13 protein-coding genes are annotated in these 16,403 nt (G+C 34.9%); 6 read left to right on the top strand and 7 right to left on the bottom strand.

Going from position 1 to position 16,403, the window contains the following annotated elements; genetic code table 11:
• Positions 1-15: 15 nt before the first annotated feature.
• From V6246_RS12590 to V6246_RS12600, 3 genes are all read right to left on the bottom strand, one after another.
• Complete coding sequence (locus tag V6246_RS12590) at positions 16-1,317, bottom strand: amidohydrolase family protein (RefSeq protein WP_341560827.1); 1,302 nt, start codon at positions 1,315-1,317, stop codon at positions 16-18.
• A gap of 10 nt (positions 1,318-1,327) precedes the next feature.
• The gene (locus V6246_RS12595; protein WP_341560828.1) at positions 1,328-4,309 is read right to left on the bottom strand and encodes an amidohydrolase family protein; all 2,982 of its coding nucleotides are present in this window, start codon (positions 4,307-4,309) and stop codon (positions 1,328-1,330) included.
• Between the two features lie 91 nt (positions 4,310-4,400).
• Positions 4,401-5,462: a DUF3810 domain-containing protein gene (locus V6246_RS12600; protein ID WP_341560829.1), complete on the bottom strand. Its 1,062-nt coding sequence runs from the start codon at positions 5,460-5,462 to the stop codon at positions 4,401-4,403.
• A 246-nt stretch (positions 5,463-5,708) separates the two neighbouring features.
• On the opposite strand from V6246_RS12600, the gene V6246_RS12605 reads away from it, so the two are divergent.
• Positions 5,709-7,172 carry an aminoacyl-histidine dipeptidase gene (locus V6246_RS12605; protein WP_341560830.1) on the top strand — a complete coding sequence of 488 codons (1,464 nt, stop codon included), beginning with the start codon at positions 5,709-5,711 and terminating at the stop codon, positions 7,170-7,172.
• Between the two features lie 132 nt (positions 7,173-7,304).
• On the opposite strand, the gene rsmG is transcribed toward V6246_RS12605, so the two are convergent.
• Entirely contained in the window at positions 7,305-7,934 is a 630-nt protein-coding gene (gene rsmG, locus V6246_RS12610; RefSeq protein ID WP_341560831.1) for a 16S rRNA (guanine(527)-N(7))-methyltransferase RsmG, read from the bottom strand.
• A 142-nt stretch (positions 7,935-8,076) separates the two neighbouring features.
• On the opposite strand from rsmG, the gene V6246_RS12615 reads away from it, so the two are divergent.
• A complete protein-coding gene (locus V6246_RS12615) occupies positions 8,077-9,171 on the top strand; it encodes a fatty acid desaturase family protein (RefSeq protein ID WP_159019633.1) in 1,095 nt (364 codons plus the stop codon).
• 29 nt (positions 9,172-9,200) lie between these two features.
• Positions 9,201-10,385 carry a pyridoxal phosphate-dependent aminotransferase gene (locus V6246_RS12620; protein WP_159019634.1) on the top strand — a complete coding sequence of 395 codons (1,185 nt, stop codon included), beginning with the start codon at positions 9,201-9,203 and terminating at the stop codon, positions 10,383-10,385.
• Between the two features lie 65 nt (positions 10,386-10,450).
• On the opposite strand, the gene V6246_RS12625 is transcribed toward V6246_RS12620, so the two are convergent.
• From V6246_RS12625 to V6246_RS12635, 3 genes are all read right to left on the bottom strand, one after another.
• Positions 10,451-10,714: a hypothetical protein gene (locus V6246_RS12625; RefSeq protein ID WP_341560832.1), complete on the bottom strand. Its 264-nt coding sequence runs from the start codon at positions 10,712-10,714 to the stop codon at positions 10,451-10,453.
• A 417-nt stretch (positions 10,715-11,131) separates the two neighbouring features.
• Positions 11,132-11,518, bottom strand: a complete 387-nt coding sequence (gene apaG / locus V6246_RS12630) for a Co2+/Mg2+ efflux protein ApaG (protein ID WP_042495695.1) — start codon at positions 11,516-11,518, stop codon at positions 11,132-11,134.
• A gap of 135 nt (positions 11,519-11,653) precedes the next feature.
• Positions 11,654-12,904 carry a type IX secretion system plug protein gene (locus tag V6246_RS12635; protein WP_341560833.1) on the bottom strand — a complete coding sequence of 417 codons (1,251 nt, stop codon included), beginning with the start codon at positions 12,902-12,904 and terminating at the stop codon, positions 11,654-11,656.
• A 168-nt stretch (positions 12,905-13,072) separates the two neighbouring features.
• Between V6246_RS12635 and V6246_RS12640 the strand changes: the two genes are divergently transcribed.
• From V6246_RS12640 to V6246_RS12650, 3 genes are read left to right on the top strand one after another with little or no spacing between them, the layout of a single operon-like run.
• Complete coding sequence (locus V6246_RS12640) at positions 13,073-14,425, top strand: Na(+)-translocating NADH-quinone reductase subunit A (RefSeq protein WP_341560834.1); 1,353 nt, start codon at positions 13,073-13,075, stop codon at positions 14,423-14,425.
• Positions 14,425-15,651, top strand: coding sequence for an NADH:ubiquinone reductase (Na(+)-transporting) subunit B (locus tag V6246_RS12645; protein ID WP_159019638.1), 1,227 nt, complete (start codon positions 14,425-14,427; stop codon positions 15,649-15,651). The genes V6246_RS12640 and V6246_RS12645 overlap by 1 nt, the downstream gene beginning before the upstream one ends.
• 2 nt (positions 15,652-15,653) lie before the next feature.
• Entirely contained in the window at positions 15,654-16,403 is a 750-nt protein-coding gene (locus V6246_RS12650) for a Na(+)-translocating NADH-quinone reductase subunit C (protein ID WP_341560835.1), read from the top strand.

The raw sequence follows: 16,403 nt of genomic DNA on the forward strand, positions 1-16,403 counted from the left end.
CTTTTTTTGTTGGTATTAATTGGATTGATATTTTTTGGAATAACGTTTCCATAATTCTGTTTGGTGCGTTTCTAGACTAATTAAGCGTCCGTCTATAAAAGCATGAGAAATTATGTTGGTACGCATATCTAAGGCGTCACCTTCACTTATAAATAAGGTGGCGCTCTTGCCAGTTTCTAAAGAACCATACTGAGCATCGATACCCAGTATTTTTGCTGGATTTAACGTGATTAACTGTAGCGCTTGTGCTTTTGTTAATCCGTGAGCTACGGTTGTACCTGCGTAAAATGGTAGGTTTCTAGAATTCATACGTTCCATTTGTCCGTTGGCTTGTAAGGCTACTGTAATGCCGTTGTCTACTAATAATTTAGCCGATTTATATGGTAAATCGTAATCGTCATCAGTTTGGCTTGGTTGCGAGTGTATACGGTTTAAAACCACAGATATATTATTCGATTTTAAAATACCGGTTACTTTATAGGCTTCTGCTCCACCAACAATAACCATGCTTGGAATGGCGTTTTTCTTAGTGAAATTTACAGCATCGATAATGCCTTTTTCATCATCTACATTAATGTAAAGTTTTTTAGAACCATTGAAAATACCTTCTAATGCTTTATAAGATAGATTGGTGATAGAAGGGGTTGCTTTTAAATAGGCTTTGGCGTTATTAAAATAATCTTCTATTTCTGTAATTTGGTTGCCGTATTCTTTATTCACCTTTAAGGAAGGATCTTCGCCTAACCAGTAGCGTCCTCTTTTGAAGTTGCTCGGCCAGTTTATGTGAATTCCGTCGTCTGTTTTTACAGCAGCATCTTCCCAGTTCCAAGCGTCAAATTGCACTACAGATGAGGTTCCTGAGATTCGACCACCACGTGGCGTAATTTGCCCTATTAGAACACCGTTTGGTCTCATAGACTCTACAACTTTAGATTCCGTATTGTAAGCAATTATACTTCTAATGTTAGGGTTCCAAGTTCCTATTTCAGAATCATCATCAGTGGCCTTTACAGCATCAATTTCAACTAAGCCTAAAGTTGAATTCGGGATAATAAAACCAGGATAGACGTGTTTACCTTTACCGTCGATAACATCACCAATACGAGCAATTTTCATATTAGCACTTCCTACGAAAGTGATTTTACCTTCATTAAACATAATAAGGGCGTTCTCAATAACTTCACCTGTACCTAAATGCGCCGTGGCACCTTCTATAGATATAGCTTTGCTTTGTTTGTCTGCTGGAGTTTGTTGGGCGTGTATGGATCCGAAAAATAGGAGGCAGGCACACGCTATATATAAATTGAAATATTTCATTTTCTATGTTTTAGTTAATTATATTGCCAATAAAATCGCAATGCATATCTACTTTTTCCTTTTTCTTAATAGGTTGCGTTTTTAAGCCTTTGTTTTTAGCTTTTAGCATTTGGTTGATAAGCTCGTTTTTTTCTTTCTTAATTTCCGAACGCAGCATTGTATCGCGCTCTAAATCGAAATAAGTGACACCTTCAATAATTGTTTTTTCTGCTTTAGCATAAATAGACATTGGGTGATCGGTCCATAAAACAACATCGGCATCTTTACCAACTTTTATACTTCCTACACGGTTATCGATGTGTAAAAGTTTAGCAGGGTTTAGAGTAACAAACTTCCAAGCTTCTTCTTCGCTAATACCGCCGTATTTAATAGATTTTGCAGCTTCTTGATTTAAACGTCTAGACATTTCTGGATCGTCACTATTTATAGCAACCGTAACGCCTGCATTGTGCATAATGGCGGCATTGTATGGAATAGCATCGTTAACCTCGTATTTGTACGCCCACCAATCGCTAAATGTAGAACCTCCAACATCATGTTCAACCATTTTATCGGCTACTTTGTAACCTTCTAAAATGTGAGTGAATGTGTTAATATTGAAGTCGAATTGTTCGGCAACCTTCATAAGCATATTAATTTCACTTTGAACGTAAGAGTGGCAAGAAATAAAACGCTCTTTGTTTAAAATCTCGGCAAGCACGTCCATTTCGACGTCTTTTCTATAAGGTTTGCCACTTTTCTTTAAAGCATCGTATTCTTTAGCGCGTGTAAAATAATCGATGTAAACTTGCTCGACACCCATTCTGGTTTGTGGAAAACGCACACCATTAGAATATCTGGTTTGTTTTACATTTTCTCCTAAAGCGAATTTTATAAATTTAGGTGAATCGTTATAAATTAAATTATCGGCAGATTCGCCCCATTTTAATTTTATAATAGCCGAACGTCCACCAATTGGGTTGGCCGAACCGTGCAATACTTGTATTGAGGTTACACCACCAGCAAGGTTGCGGTAAATGCCAATATCCTCATTATCGATAACATCTTCGATGCTTACTTCTGCAGACGAGTTTTGCCCGCCTTCGTTAACAGAGGCGGTTGCAATATGCGAATGCTCGTCTATAATACCAGCCGTTAAATGTTTGCCGGTTGCATCAATAATTTGAGCTTTTCCGTCGCTTAGGTTTTTACCGATTTTAACGATTTTACCATTTTTAATAAGCACGTCTGTGTTTTCTAAAATACCATCGGTTTCGTTAGTCCAAACCGTTGCGTTTTTAAACAAAAGCGTTTCTTGTTTTGGTAGTGTTTTAAATCCGTAAGCAGTGTTAGGGTAGGAGATAGAGGCTATGTTGTTTTTAGAACCATCGTTCTTTTTATTTTTTTCTTCGGAATCGTCTTCGGCTTTTGTACTCTTTTTGGCTGAAAAAGGAATTTCATTACCATTAGGTAAAGTAGCTTTTCCTTTTAAAGCAGCATCGTTTTCAACATGAGCTACAATACGAATAAAATCTTGCGACGTAGAATCTTTTGTAGTCATCGAGATTTGAACCCAGTCATTATTATAACTAATTTTTGAACCTAAGGTTTTAGTCTCGCTTGTAATTTTAGATTTCAGCTTTTTAATATCGCCTTCTACAGTCATTTTATAAGCCGTATTATCTACGCTAAACTCATAATCACCAATAATATCTATAGTGTTCATGTTGGTAACAATATGTTGCTGACCTTGTACCCAGTTTTCGTAAAGCTTGGTTTTCTTCTCAAAAATATCACCCGAGGTAATTAAAAAGTTAGCATAAGCACCATTGTTAAGTGTTCCTATTGCTGTAGATTGCCCAAGTAATTGTGCAGGAATAAGCGTTAATGCTTCTAGAGCCTTCTCTTTAGAAAGTCCGTTTTTAATAGCTTGCATTAATTTGTCTTTAAATTCACTTGGCGATTTTAAAGTATGCGTTGTAAGTGCAAAATTAATATTGTTATCGGCTAAAACCTTTGGATTTGTTGGTTCTTGGCTCCATGCACGCATATCGCTAAGTGCTAATGAACTTGTTAAAAAACTGTTTTCAACATCATAAGCATCTTTAAAATTTACAGGAAGTATAAACGCAGCATTGGTGTTTTTTATCTCATCAATACGCTCATACTCGTCACCACCACCTAAAATAACATATTGAATACCAAACTGATCTCCAATTTTATCGGCTCTTAGTGCATTGGCTTTACTTCCAGCTTCAAAAATTTGAATTAAATCTTGGTTTCTGTTTAAGGCTTCAATAGATAAATCTTTTGTTTTACTAAGTCCTTTTTTATACCATGCCGCATCGTTATACAATTGACGTAGCAAAGCAATACTACCCATTATAGAATTTGGGTAAGCTTGTCGAGACGTGGCGCTTCTATCGAAAGATAGATATTGTGCCGAGTTCTCTTTTAGTATACGTGTTTCATTACCTTCTTTATTATTAAGCGCCACTAAAGCACCGGTTCCTCTATGGATACCGTCTTGTATGTGTGTGTTCACTACTCCAAACCCAGCATCTAATAATGCTTTGGCTGTTTTAGAATCGTAACTAAATTTAGAAAGTGCCTCGTTTTCTGGCATCACATGGTCGTTCCAATAATATCCCGTTCTGCTGGCATCGTATTGGGGTGCCTGACTTCTGCTTCTTGGTTGTGCTTTTGGTTTTTCAATTCCAAAATCGGAATACATATCAATAAAAGAAGGGTAAATGCTTTTACCTTCAATATTAATAATTTTAGTGTTTTTCGGAATCGAAACATTTGTTCCGGTAGAAATTACCTTTCCATTATGTATTAACAAGGTGCCTTTGTTAATAATTTGTCCGCTAGAAACATGGATTTTTGCATTCGTGAATGCTGTGTAGTTGGTGTTTGTAGTTTTAACACCATCATTTTTTGGAAAATAATCTTGACCGAATAAGCAACTGCAGCAAAAGAAGCTCAAGATTCCAATACATTTTTTAATCATAGATACAATCTGTTAGTTTTAGCTAAAAATACGGATATCTATCTAGAATCAAAGTTCCTTTACATATAAAGTTGTAATCTTTAAGAATTTCTCATTTTTCTTCAAAATAATTAACCAATAATGCAACAACATAGCTGTAACTTTCCATGCCTTTAGTTTGCTTATTTGCTTTTAAAAAGCCGCTATAGAAGCTTTTAAAAAAGGGTTCGGCCGGATTTTGGTGTGCTTCCCAAAACAATCGCACTTCATCGTAATTTTTTAAAACACCAATATTTAAATTTTCAACCGTTTTTTGGTAAAGGTCTGGATCGCGTCGGTAAATTTCATTTAAGCAATAGCGTAAGCCAAAGGTGTAACCGCAATATCTAAAATAAATATTCTCATGGTTTATGGCTGCTAAGCAACCAATAAAATTAGCTTCGTTTTCTGCAGCAAAACCTAACTGATGTGCAATTTCGTGTGTGGTGGTAGTGGCAAATTTAAAAGTAGGGATAAGGCCATCAACTTGCGCTTCATTGGTTAACGGATTTAAGTAACCACTAAAGCCCATATACGTTAAGGGATAACTAAATAAGGATTTTTTTACACTTCGAGGCGAATATTCCAAATCTGGAAACACCTGTTTTAATCCCAAATAACCATCTGGAGCCAATTTTAAAATCTCGCTTTTGGTTAACGGAACATCTACTTTTATAGAATCGTTTTTTGTGATTTCAAAATGTAAAGCGTTTGCCTTTAAAATAAGTTGCTCTGTAACTTTAACTAATTGTTCTGTGCTGTATTCCGGATTTAAATCCAAACTTTTGTACAATGGCAATCGGTAGTAATTGAATCCCCAAAATAAATGAAACGCGAAATACAATATAGAAACTGCCGAAAATACATCAGCAAACCATTGTTTGGTATCGGTTTTAATTCGTTTCCAATTCTTATAAAACCATCTAAAAATATAAATTAAACCTGCTGCGTAAAACAAATCGCCGAAAGAAAAAGGCAACCAACCCAAGCAAAACCGAAACATTTTGGATATATATACATAAAGTCCGTTACTGTAAAAAGTCTCCACAAAATCGGGGTAATTCCCTAATAATTTCACTAAAAAGTACTGCGGAATCAACAGCAGTGCAATAATCGTTTTTTTATCTTTCAGCATAAACCAAAAATAGTAAAAATTTGTACCCAAAGGTTATACATATTTATAAAGGTTTCTTCCTGCTTTCAGTTATATCTTTTTTTTAATGCACGTATTTTTCTATTAGGTAACATCAATCTTAATTATTAAAACTTGGAGTTTTTGGAGAACTATTCGGTATTCCAAAAAAAAAGGATGCCACATCAATCAGGAGTAGCTACCAATATCTGTGTATTTTTGCTAACTTTGCATTAAAATGTAAACAGAATGAGCTCAGAAATAAGAAATTTAGAACCTAAACAGCTTTGGAATAAATTTGCCGATCTAAATGCTGTACCACGTCCGTCTAAAAAAGAAGAACGTGTTATCGCTTTTATGAAAGACTTTGGTAAAAAACTTGGTTTCGAAACTATAGAAGACGAAGTTGGTAATGTTATTATCAAAAAGCCAGCTACGGCAGGTATGGAAAATAGAACGACCATTGTGATGCAATCGCATTTAGATATGGTACATCAAAAAAATAATGATACTGAATTCGATTTTGATACTCAAGGTATTGAAATGTATGTTGATGGTGATTGGGTTCGTGCAAAAGGTACCACTTTAGGTGCTGATAACGGATTAGGTGTTGCCACCATTATGGCTATTCTAGAAAGTACAGATATTGCACATCCTGCAATTGAAGCTTTGTTTACTATAGATGAAGAAACAGGAATGACAGGAGCAATGGGTTTAAAAGGTGGTTTGCTTACAGGTGGAATTCTATTAAACTTAGATACTGAAGAAGATGATGAAATTGGAGTAGGTTGTGCCGGTGGTATCGATGTTACTGCAACTAGAACTTACGAGGAAGAGGAAACTCCAGAATTCAAAATAGGTTACAAACTAACAGTAAAAGGTTTACAAGGTGGCCACTCGGGAATGCAAATTCACGAAGGTTTAGGTAATGCTAACAAAATAATGAACCGTGTATTATTTGATGGTTTTGAGAATTTTGGCTTACGTATTTCGGAAATCGATGGCGGAAGTTTGCGTAACGCCATTCCTCGCGAGAGTAATGCCGTTGTTGCAATAGATGCTATACACGAAGAAGCTTTTCTTTTAGAAACAAAAGAACAAGAAGCGATGTTAAAGGCTGAGTTAAAAACTATGGAACCTAACTTAGAAATTGTGGTTTCTAAAGTTGAAACTCCAGAAAAAATCATGGACTTAGGAGTTCAAGAAGGTTTAACACGTGCTATTTATGCCGCTTGGAATGGTGTGTACCGTATGAGTGCAGATATTCCTGAATTGGTAGAAACATCAAACAATATAGCAAGAGTTATTGTAAAAGATGGTGCTGTAAAAATTGGTTGTTTAACACGTTCTTCTGTAGAAAGTTCTAAATGGGATTTAGCAAATACACTACGCTCAACTTTTGAGTTAACAGGTTGCGAGGTTACATGCACGGGTGATTATCCTGGTTGGTCTCCAAACATGGATTCGGCTATTTTAAAAGTGATGACAAAACTTTACGAAAAGTTAAATAACGAGAAGCCACATGTTGCAGCATGTCATGCTGGTTTAGAATGTGGAATTCTTGGAACCAATTATCCAGATATGGATATGATTAGTTTTGGGCCAACTATTAAAGGAGCACACTCTCCAGATGAACGTGCTCAAATTTCATCGGCTCAAAAATATTGGGATTTCGTTATTGAAATTTTAAAAGAAATACCTGAGAAAGCTTAAGTTTTCAATAACGTGATAGGTGTGGTTGCATTGTAATTAATTTACCATGTTAATGCAATTATATAGAAAAAATAAAAGCCAGTAATAACAATTGTTATTACTGACTTTTATTTTTAATAAGTGTTTTATAAACTACCCACGGTATTTTAAAGGTAAGTGTACTACTTTTTTGGTTTCGTAAAAATCTTCCTCAAAATAGTCGCTTAAATTATAAATAGTAGTGGTTTTGTAATCTTTTAGCTCTTCTTCTAGATCGCCACCTTTTAAATAGATAATACCATTTTTCAATTCGTGTTTTTGCTCTTTTGCAATTTTTCCTTTTACCCAATGTACAAAAGTAGGCATAGCGGCAACGGCACGACTTACAATAAAATCGTAGTTTTCTTTAATTTCTTCAACACGGCTGTGTGTCGTTTTAACGTTGGTTAAGCCTAAGCCTTCAACCACTTCGTTTACAACTTTTAGTTTTTTAGCAATGCTATCTACTAAATGAAAAGAACACTCAGGAAACATAATGGCTAACGGGATTCCTGGGAATCCACCACCTGTACCAACATCTAAAATGTGGCTACCATCTTTAAACTCTATCACTTTGGCAATACCCAAAGAGTGTAATACATGACGTAAATATAACTCGTCGATATCCTTACGTGAAACTACATTTATCTTCAAATTCCAATCTTGATATAGGGATTCTAAAAGTGTAAATTTTTCAATTTGGTCTTCGGTGAGGTTAGGGAAATATTTTAAAAGCAGTTTCATTTGTGTTAAATTTTCAACAAAAATATACTTTTTAAGTACATAATTTTACAAAAAATTGGGATTACTTAAATAGCTTTATTCATATCTTTGCCGATAGGTATGATCAAAAAAACATTTTAGAAATCATATTAAAATTATTAGAATGACTAAACAAACTGTCTCGTTCTCGAGAAAAGACCCCGCGAAGTTCTTTAAAACGTTGAATAAACGTGTTAACGATTACTTTAAGGAAAATGATATTAAACGCACAGGAAACTGGGAATTATATATAAAAGCGATAGTAATGTTTGCTTTATTAATTGTTCCTGCAGTTTTAATTTTAACCGTTCCAATGTCTGGATGGCTACAAGCTTTATGCATGGTAGTTGTTGGGATTGGTATGGCTGGTGTAGGCATGAATGTGATGCACGATGCTAACCATGGTTCTTTTTCTAGTAAAAAGTGGGTTAATAAATTAATGGGAAGCAGCATTTATATTTTAGCTGGTAACGATTATAACTGGAAAGTACAACACAATGTTTTACACCATACGTACACAAACATTCAAGGGCACGATGAAGATATTGATGCTGGTAGAATTATTCGTTTTTCTAAACATTCAAAATGGTTTAAAATTCATCAATACCAAAAGTATTATGCGTTTTTCTTATACGGCTTGCTTACTGCAAACTGGGCCATCACAACAGATTTTATACAAACTTACAAATACCTAAAGCGTAAATTAGCTTACGGTAAGTTACCAAGTCCTGCAACACAATGGACTAAGCTTATTATTGGTAAAATTGTATATTATTCTATTTGGGTCGCATTACCTTTAGTAGTTGGTTTTACTTGGTGGCAAGTATTAATTGGCTTCTTAATTATGCACTACACAGCAGGAATTATTTTAAGTGTTGTTTTTCAATTGGCTCACGTGGTACCAAGTACAGTTATGCCATTACCAGATGAAGATGGTAATATGAAAAATACTTGGGCTATTCACCAATTATTTACTACATGTAATTTTTCACCTAAAAGTTGGTTGGCCGAGTTCTATACAGGTGGATTAAACAGACAAGTAGAGCATCACTTATTTGCAAATATTAGCCACGTGCATTATAGCAAAATAGCGAAAATAGTAAAGGAAACAGCAAACGAATTTAGCTTACCATATAATGAATACAACACATTTTGGAAAGCCGTTTCAGAACATTATAATCAACTAAAGGTACTTGGGAAAAATCCTAATATTGCCTAAACTTTATATTTACTTCATAAACACATTTCATGCAATTATTATCTGAAAGAATTTTAAACATGGCTACTTCGGCAACGTTAGCTATGGCTGCCAAAGCGCGCGAATTAAGAGGCGAAGGCAAAGACATTATTGGTTTAAGTCTTGGGGAACCGGATTTTAACACGCCAGATTTTATTAAAGAAGCAGCTATTCAAGCTGTGAATGATAATTACAATTCTTACTCGCCAGTAGATGGTTATGTAGAGTTGAAAGAGGCAGTTATTACAAAGTTTAAACGTGATAATAATTTAACGTATACTTTACCACAAATTGTTGTTTCTACAGGAGCTAAACAATGTTTGGCAAATATAGCGGCTGTTATGTTAAATGATGGTGATGAGGTGCTTTTACCTTGTCCTTACTGGGTAAGTTATTCTGATATTGTTAAGTTAAACGGTGGTGTGCCAGTTGAGGTTGCAACATCTATCGATACAGATTTTAAAATGACACCTGCACAATTGGAAGCGGCTATTACGCCTAAAACCAAAATGATGTGGTTTAGTTCTCCATGTAACCCCAGTGGATCGGTTTACAGTAGAGAAGAGTTAAGAGCTTTAGCCGATGTATTGGTTAAATATCCTAATATTTATGTAGTTTCAGATGAAATTTACGAGCATATTAACTATGGTTCTGGTCACGCAAGTATAGCAGAATTTGATGATATGTATAATAACACTATTACTGTAAACGGTGTTTCGAAAGCTTTTGCTATGACGGGATGGCGTATTGGTTTTATTGGTGCTCCAGAAAAAATTGCTCGTGCATGTAATAAAATGCAAGGTCAAATTACTAGTGGTGCTAACTGTATTGCACAACGTGCTGTAATTACTGCTTTAAACGCAGATCCGAGTGCTGTAAAATACATGATAGATGAATTTAAAGTGCGTCGTGATTTAGTTTTAGACTTATTGAACGATGTTACAGGTTTTAACTCAAACACGCCAGAAGGTGCGTTTTACGTATTCCCAGATGTATCTTATTACTTCGGAAAAACGTTAAGAGGAAAAACAATAAATAATGCTACCGATTTTTCTTTATATTTATTAGAAGAAGCTTTAGTGGCAACAGTAACGGGAGATGCTTTTGGTAACCCTAACTGTATTCGTATTTCTTATGCAGCTTCGCAAGAACAAATTATTGAAGCTATTAAGCGTATTAAAGAAGTAGTAAGCTAGTTCTTTAAAAAACTTATATATATCAAGAGCTGCTAGATTTTTAAATCTAGCAGCTCTTTTTTTTGTTAGAATAAGTAGTGTGCAGCGATAAGTAAACCTAGGCTGGCGATTATGAAAAACACAATGGTTTGTATTAAAGCTTTTTTGTTATCCGTTATGGTTTGCTCCTTTATAGTGTCTAGTTGTTCTTGTGTTGCTTTTGGAAACTCTTTTAATTCTATATTGGCATAACTGCCAGATAACGCTCCTTTTTCTTTGCGTTTTGCGGTTAAACTTCTATTGTTTTTTAATGACTGGTTTGCAGCCATCATTGATCCTTCGCCTCCCATAATTTTATATTTTAAAGTGAAACACTGTTGAGATATTCAACAAGCGTGTTTAAGGTTATTGGTTAATAATCTTAAGAATATTTAAAAGTAGCTGCTTTATATATAAGTAACGATTTGAGTTGAAATGTTACAGTAGGAGCGGTGTTTTATTTTTTAAGAAGGTGTTATCTATTTGTGAAATGCAGTGTTGATATGCGGGCGAGAATAGATTTAGGTGATGTGAAAATATTTGCGGATAATTGCGTTAGGGATTGATGCGACATCCTTTTTTGTGCAAGCCTTTTAATTAGTTGAAAGCCGTAAAGTTTGGATTTAGAAAATAGCGTGTTGCTAAGCCGAAATGATACTGCACAAATAAAGATATAGCGGAAAGCCCGACCCTTTTCGGGTAACGCTAAACTAAAATAAATTCAGAAATTAATTGATAGCAAAAGTAGCGCTCAATTTGAATGTAGGGATAGTAACTTGGAATTTTCTAGTGGTTGTAAAGTTAACCATGTTGTAATGCCCTTGCATAGCACCAAAAGGAGAGGTGAGTAGGCAGCCAGAGGTGTAAGTGTGAGATTCTCCAGGTTTTAAAACCGGTTTTTTACCTACTACGCCTTCGCCGATAACGGTTTCAACATTGTTTAAGGCGTCTAGAATTTCCCAATGACGCGCGTAAAGTTGCACAGAATCTTTACTTTGGTTTTCTATAGTTACGGTATAACCAAAGGCGTATTGCATTTTATAGTTTTTATAAAATGAACCTTCGAAGTTTGTAACTACCGAAATTTTAATGCCGGATGTAACTTGTTGTACCATGATTGATTAAGCAATTTACTTTGCTAAAATAATAAATATTAAAGAGTTAGTACTTGATTTCAACGGGTTTGGCGAATAAATTAGTTGAAATGCATTTCTTACCCTGTATTTTGTCGATTTTATAATATTAACGTATTAATTTGTGATGTTTACCGAACTGGCTTCGCCTAAACCAATTATTTTATCGTATCGAGCGCCTAGATCGCGGTAATAAACAAGTACTTTGTAATTGTTTTCGGTTTGCCAGAAATCACCACTCACTGCACCATCGTCCACAGTACCATCATCGTTAACTACAATATATTTGTAGTTGTAGAAACCTTGTTTTAAAAGCATGGTGTTGATAAAGCGATTGTTGGCTTCATCAAAAATCATTCTTGTGCTATCGTCTATAGCATAGTTATTAAAGTTTCCATATATATGTACGTTCTTATTGGTTAAAAAGTCGTCGCCACGTAGAGAAAAATGCATCCACACGTAATCGGCTTCAATGCTGGCATCATCGGCGTCTACATTGGTGATAAGGTAATTACCGTTAATATCTGGATTGTATGTGTACGGCATTTTGGCGCGCGGCATATTGGTGTAAAGGTAGTTGTGGTAAAGGTCTTTTAAGTCTATAAACTGAATGCCTGTATTAGCGGCACGAACATCTTTATTTTCGAAAAACAGGAATTCGTTACCTGCCCAAAAACTCGTTTCACTATCGTATCTGTAAATAAGTTGGTTGCCAAGCGTATATTGAGGTTTTATGTTGGTAATAACATTGTTTAAATTATTATTTTGAATAATAACAGCTTTTACCGTTTGAGTTGGGTTGTTTAATTGAATATTATTTGAAGTAATTATGAGTTCTATACGTTGTTTTTGTTCTATAAATTCGATGTTTCTAGAGCGTTTTACACTTACGCCAACAGCTGTTTTATCTTCATAAATCATAAATTTTCTAGAAAACTGAAGCTCATCTTCGTCATTGTAAACCGAAATCATGTAGTTTCCAGAAACCAGTAAGCCTTTAGTAAATTGATTAGGAATGGTGAGTTTGTAATGCGAAAATATTTGGTAGGTGTTTAATGAATTCTCGTAATCGCGAATACGTTGGTTATCGAAGCCGCTCAGGAATTCTGATTTTATAAGTGTTGAAGGAGTCCAATCGGAATTGAAATGCTCGATTTTATAGTAGTAATCGGCTTCTTCTCCATTTAAAGCATCAAACTCTAAAACCACATATTCGCCTAATTTTAATATAGGAAGTTGGGTTTCAGGCGTGTTACTTTTAAAATTTATAGTTTTAATATAATCTGGCGGATTTACTTCTTTAACCTGTGAAAAAACAAGAGTAGGCAGGAGTACGATTAAAAATATTTTTATTACCTTAGAATGCATATTCATTATAGTTTTGTGTGTAAATATAAACAAAATCTATGCCTAATTAAATTTAGTTATTTAGAATTAATATAAATAAATGATAAGCATTTTTTAGGACGAATAATTTAGGTATTTATTTGTATTTTTGCACCGATTTTTAGACAACTAATTTCAATAAAAATAAATATGTCAAACGACATCCGTATCAAAAAAGGTCTGGACATTAAACTTATAGGCGAAGCTGATAAAACCGTTGAACAAGCGATTATCAGTAACTACTACACTATAAGGCCAGAGGATTTTCACGGCGTAATTCCAAAACTTGTTGCAAAAGAAGGGACTTCAGTAAAAGCTGGAGATACTTTGTTTTTCGATAAATCTCAGGAGTCGGTTATGTTCGCATCGCCAGTTTCAGGGAAAGTGATAGAAGTACAACGTGGACCAAAAAGACGCATAGACGCTATTAAAATTGAAGCCGATAAATCGCAAGTATACGCAGATTTAGCAGCATTTGATTTAAACAGTGCCACAGCGGAATCTGTAAAAGCACATTTGTTAGCATCAGGATGCTGGCCGTTTGTAAAACAACGTCCGTATGATGTGATTGCAAATCCGAATAAGTCGCCAAAAGCGATTTTTATTTCGGGGTATGCTAGCGCGCCATTGGCTGCCGATTTAGACTTTACTTTAAAAGGTAAAGAAGCTGAATTGCAAGCTGCGGTAACGGCTTTAGGAAAACTAACAGAAGGTGCTGTGCACATTTCAGTTGGTACTTCTAGCTCGCCACTTGCTGGTTTAACAGGTGTTACTACACATACAGTTTCAGGACCACATCCTTCAGGGAATGTTGGTACACTTATTAATAAAGTGAACCCAGTAAATAAAGGCGAAGTGGTTTGGACCGTTGGTGCTCAAGACTTAGTTATTATTGGAGAACTTTTGTTAACTGGTAAGTTTAATGCTGAACGTATTGTAGCTTTAGTAGGTTCTTCGGTTGAAAAACCAAGATATTTTAAAACCATTATTGGTAGCGAAATTTCTACTTTAATTTACGATAAAGGTGTTTCTAAAGGTGGTAACGATCGTGTTATTTCTGGAAATGTATTATCTGGAAAGCAAATTAAACCAGACGGAAATTTAGATTATTACAGCAATGTAGTATCTGTTATTCCTGAAGGTGATGATTATGAGCTTTTTGGATGGAACAAACCTGTGTTTAATAAAATTTCTACTTCTAGAGCCATGACATTCTCATGGTTAAGTAAAACTAAAAAATACGATTTAAACACCAATACTAATGGTGAGCATCGTGCTTTTGTTACGACTGGAGTTTACGAGGAAGTTTTTCCTTTAGATATTTATCCTATGCAAATTTTAAAAGCTTGTATGTATAAAGATTTAGACGAAATGGAAGCTTTAGGAATGTACGAAGTTGCACCAGAAGATTTCGCTTTAACCGAGTTTGTATGTGTATCTAAACAACCGCATCAAAAAATTATTAGAGAAGGTTTAGACTTAATGCTTAAAGAAATAGGATAATGGGTTTAAAAAATAATTTACATAAATTAAAACTAAAGTATAAAGGGACAAAAATGGCTCCTGCATTTAATGCAATCCATACCTTTTTATACTTGCCAGATGAGACCACACATAATGGAACTCATATAAAAGCAGCCGACGATTTAAAGCGTACCATGAATACAGTAATTATGGCTATGGTGCCATGTTTATTGTTTGGTATGTTTAACGCAGGTTACCAACACAACTTACAGGTAGGAGAAATTCAAGCTGTAACAGCAGGTTTTTTTAGTCCTGAGTTTTGGGCATTAGATAACTTCATGATTGGTTTCTGGAAAATTATTCCTTTAGTAATCGTTTCTTACGGTGTAGGTTTAGGAATTGAATTCTTATTCGCTGTAATTAAAGGTCACGAAGTAGAAGAAGGATACTTAGTAACAGGTATGCTAGTGCCATTAATTGTACCAATTGATATTCCTTTATGGATGTTAGCTGTTGCCGTTATATTTGGTGTGGTTATCGGTAAAGAAGTTTTTGGTGGAACAGGGATGAATATCTTAAACCCAGCATTAACCATTAGAGCCTTTTTATTCTTTGCATATCCTACATGGATGTCTGGAGATAAAGTATGGGTAGAAGGTGCCGTTGAAAGAACGAATGAAATTGCAGCTGGTGCTAATTTAGATGCCATTTCTGGTGAAACTATTTTAGGAACTTTAGCTCAAGGAAAAGCAGTAACACATTCTGTTGCCGATATGTTCTTAGGGTTTATTCCGGGATCAGTAGGAGAGACTTCAACGTTACTTATTATTTTAGGTGGTTTATTTTTAGTATTTGCTAAAATTGGAAGCTGGAGAATAATGTTATCATCATGTGTTGGCGCATTAGTAATGGGCTTAATATTTAATGGTGTTGTTAGTTCTGGATGGATTACTGAAACAAGTAAGTTTTACGGATTAATGAGTACTGAATTTTGGCATCACTTACTTATTGGTGGTTTTGCTTTTGGTACCGTGTTTATGGCTACCGACCCAGTTACGGCGTCGCAAACCAATAAAGGGAAATGGTTTTATGGTTTCTTAATAGGATTTCTTTCTATTATGATTCGTGTATTCAACCCAGCATATCCAGAAGGTGTAATGTTAGCTATTCTATTAATGAATGTGTTTGCACCAACAATTGACCATTATGTGGTACAAGGGAATGTGAAGAAAAGAATGAAACGTTTAAAAGCTAAAGTTGCATAACGATGGAAAGTAGAACAGATAAAAATTCATATACTATAATTTTCGCCGTTGTTATGGTGTTGGTTGTAGGTTCATTATTAGCCTTTGCAGCATCATCTTTGAAACCAAATATTGATGAGAACAAACGTCTAGAAAAGCAACAAAACATTTTGTATGCAATGGGCGTAAACGAAAATGATGAAAGTAGTGCTAACTTTGTTTCAACAGATAAAGCACCAGAATTATTCAATAAATACATTAAAGAACAATTGGTTATTCAAGATGGTAAAGTTACCCAAGATGACCAAGCGTATTTAATCGATATTAAAAAGGAACAAACCAATGCGAAAGCTGGTATTGCAAGACGCTTACCTTTATTAAAAGGTGAAAAGGATGGTAAAACATTTTACATTGCACCAATTCGTGGTAAAGGACTTTGGGATGCTATTTGGGCATATGTTGCTATGGACGAAAACATGGTAATACAAGGTGCTTATTTTGATCACAAAGGAGAAACACCTGGTTTAGGAGCTAATATTAAGCAACGTTTCTTTATGGACGATTTTATTGGTGAGCATTTATTAGATAACGCAGACCGTTTTAAAGGTATTGAGGTTTCTAAAAGTAATGCCGATCCAAAAAACGAGGATAAAACAGATAACGAAGTCGATGCTATTGCAGGAGCTACTATTACAGGTAATGGTGTTGCAGCAATGATTAAAAGCGATTTAAAGCTTTATGAGCCGTTCTTTAAAAACTTAAAAAACAATTAA

The sequence above is a fragment of the Algibacter sp. TI.3.09 genome (genome assembly GCF_038154905.1).
In the GTDB taxonomy this organism is placed as follows: domain Bacteria; phylum Bacteroidota; class Bacteroidia; order Flavobacteriales; family Flavobacteriaceae; genus Algibacter.

Excerpts from the sequence above, each read along its gene's own strand:
- V6246_RS12590 (WP_341560827.1), bottom strand. The coding sequence starts at position 1,317 with ATGAAATATTTCAATTTATATATAGCGTGTGCCTGCCTCCTATTTTTC.
- V6246_RS12595 (WP_341560828.1), bottom strand. The coding sequence starts at position 4,309 with ATGATTAAAAAATGTATTGGAATCTTGAGCTTCTTTTGCTGCAGTTGC.
- V6246_RS12600 (WP_341560829.1), bottom strand. The coding sequence starts at position 5,462 with ATGCTGAAAGATAAAAAAACGATTATTGCACTGCTGTTGATTCCGCAG.
- V6246_RS12605 (WP_341560830.1), top strand. The coding sequence starts at position 5,709 with ATGAGCTCAGAAATAAGAAATTTAGAACCTAAACAGCTTTGGAATAAA.
- rsmG (WP_341560831.1), bottom strand. The coding sequence starts at position 7,934 with ATGAAACTGCTTTTAAAATATTTCCCTAACCTCACCGAAGACCAAATT.
- V6246_RS12615 (WP_159019633.1), top strand. The coding sequence starts at position 8,077 with ATGACTAAACAAACTGTCTCGTTCTCGAGAAAAGACCCCGCGAAGTTC.
- V6246_RS12620 (WP_159019634.1), top strand. The coding sequence starts at position 9,201 with ATGCAATTATTATCTGAAAGAATTTTAAACATGGCTACTTCGGCAACG.
- V6246_RS12625 (WP_341560832.1), bottom strand. The coding sequence starts at position 10,714 with ATGGGAGGCGAAGGATCAATGATGGCTGCAAACCAGTCATTAAAAAAC.
- apaG (WP_042495695.1), bottom strand. The coding sequence starts at position 11,518 with ATGGTACAACAAGTTACATCCGGCATTAAAATTTCGGTAGTTACAAAC.
- V6246_RS12635 (WP_341560833.1), bottom strand. The coding sequence starts at position 12,904 with ATGCATTCTAAGGTAATAAAAATATTTTTAATCGTACTCCTGCCTACT.
- V6246_RS12640 (WP_341560834.1), top strand. The coding sequence starts at position 13,073 with ATGTCAAACGACATCCGTATCAAAAAAGGTCTGGACATTAAACTTATA.
- V6246_RS12645 (WP_159019638.1), top strand. The coding sequence starts at position 14,425 with ATGGGTTTAAAAAATAATTTACATAAATTAAAACTAAAGTATAAAGGG.
- V6246_RS12650 (WP_341560835.1), top strand. The coding sequence starts at position 15,654 with ATGGAAAGTAGAACAGATAAAAATTCATATACTATAATTTTCGCCGTT.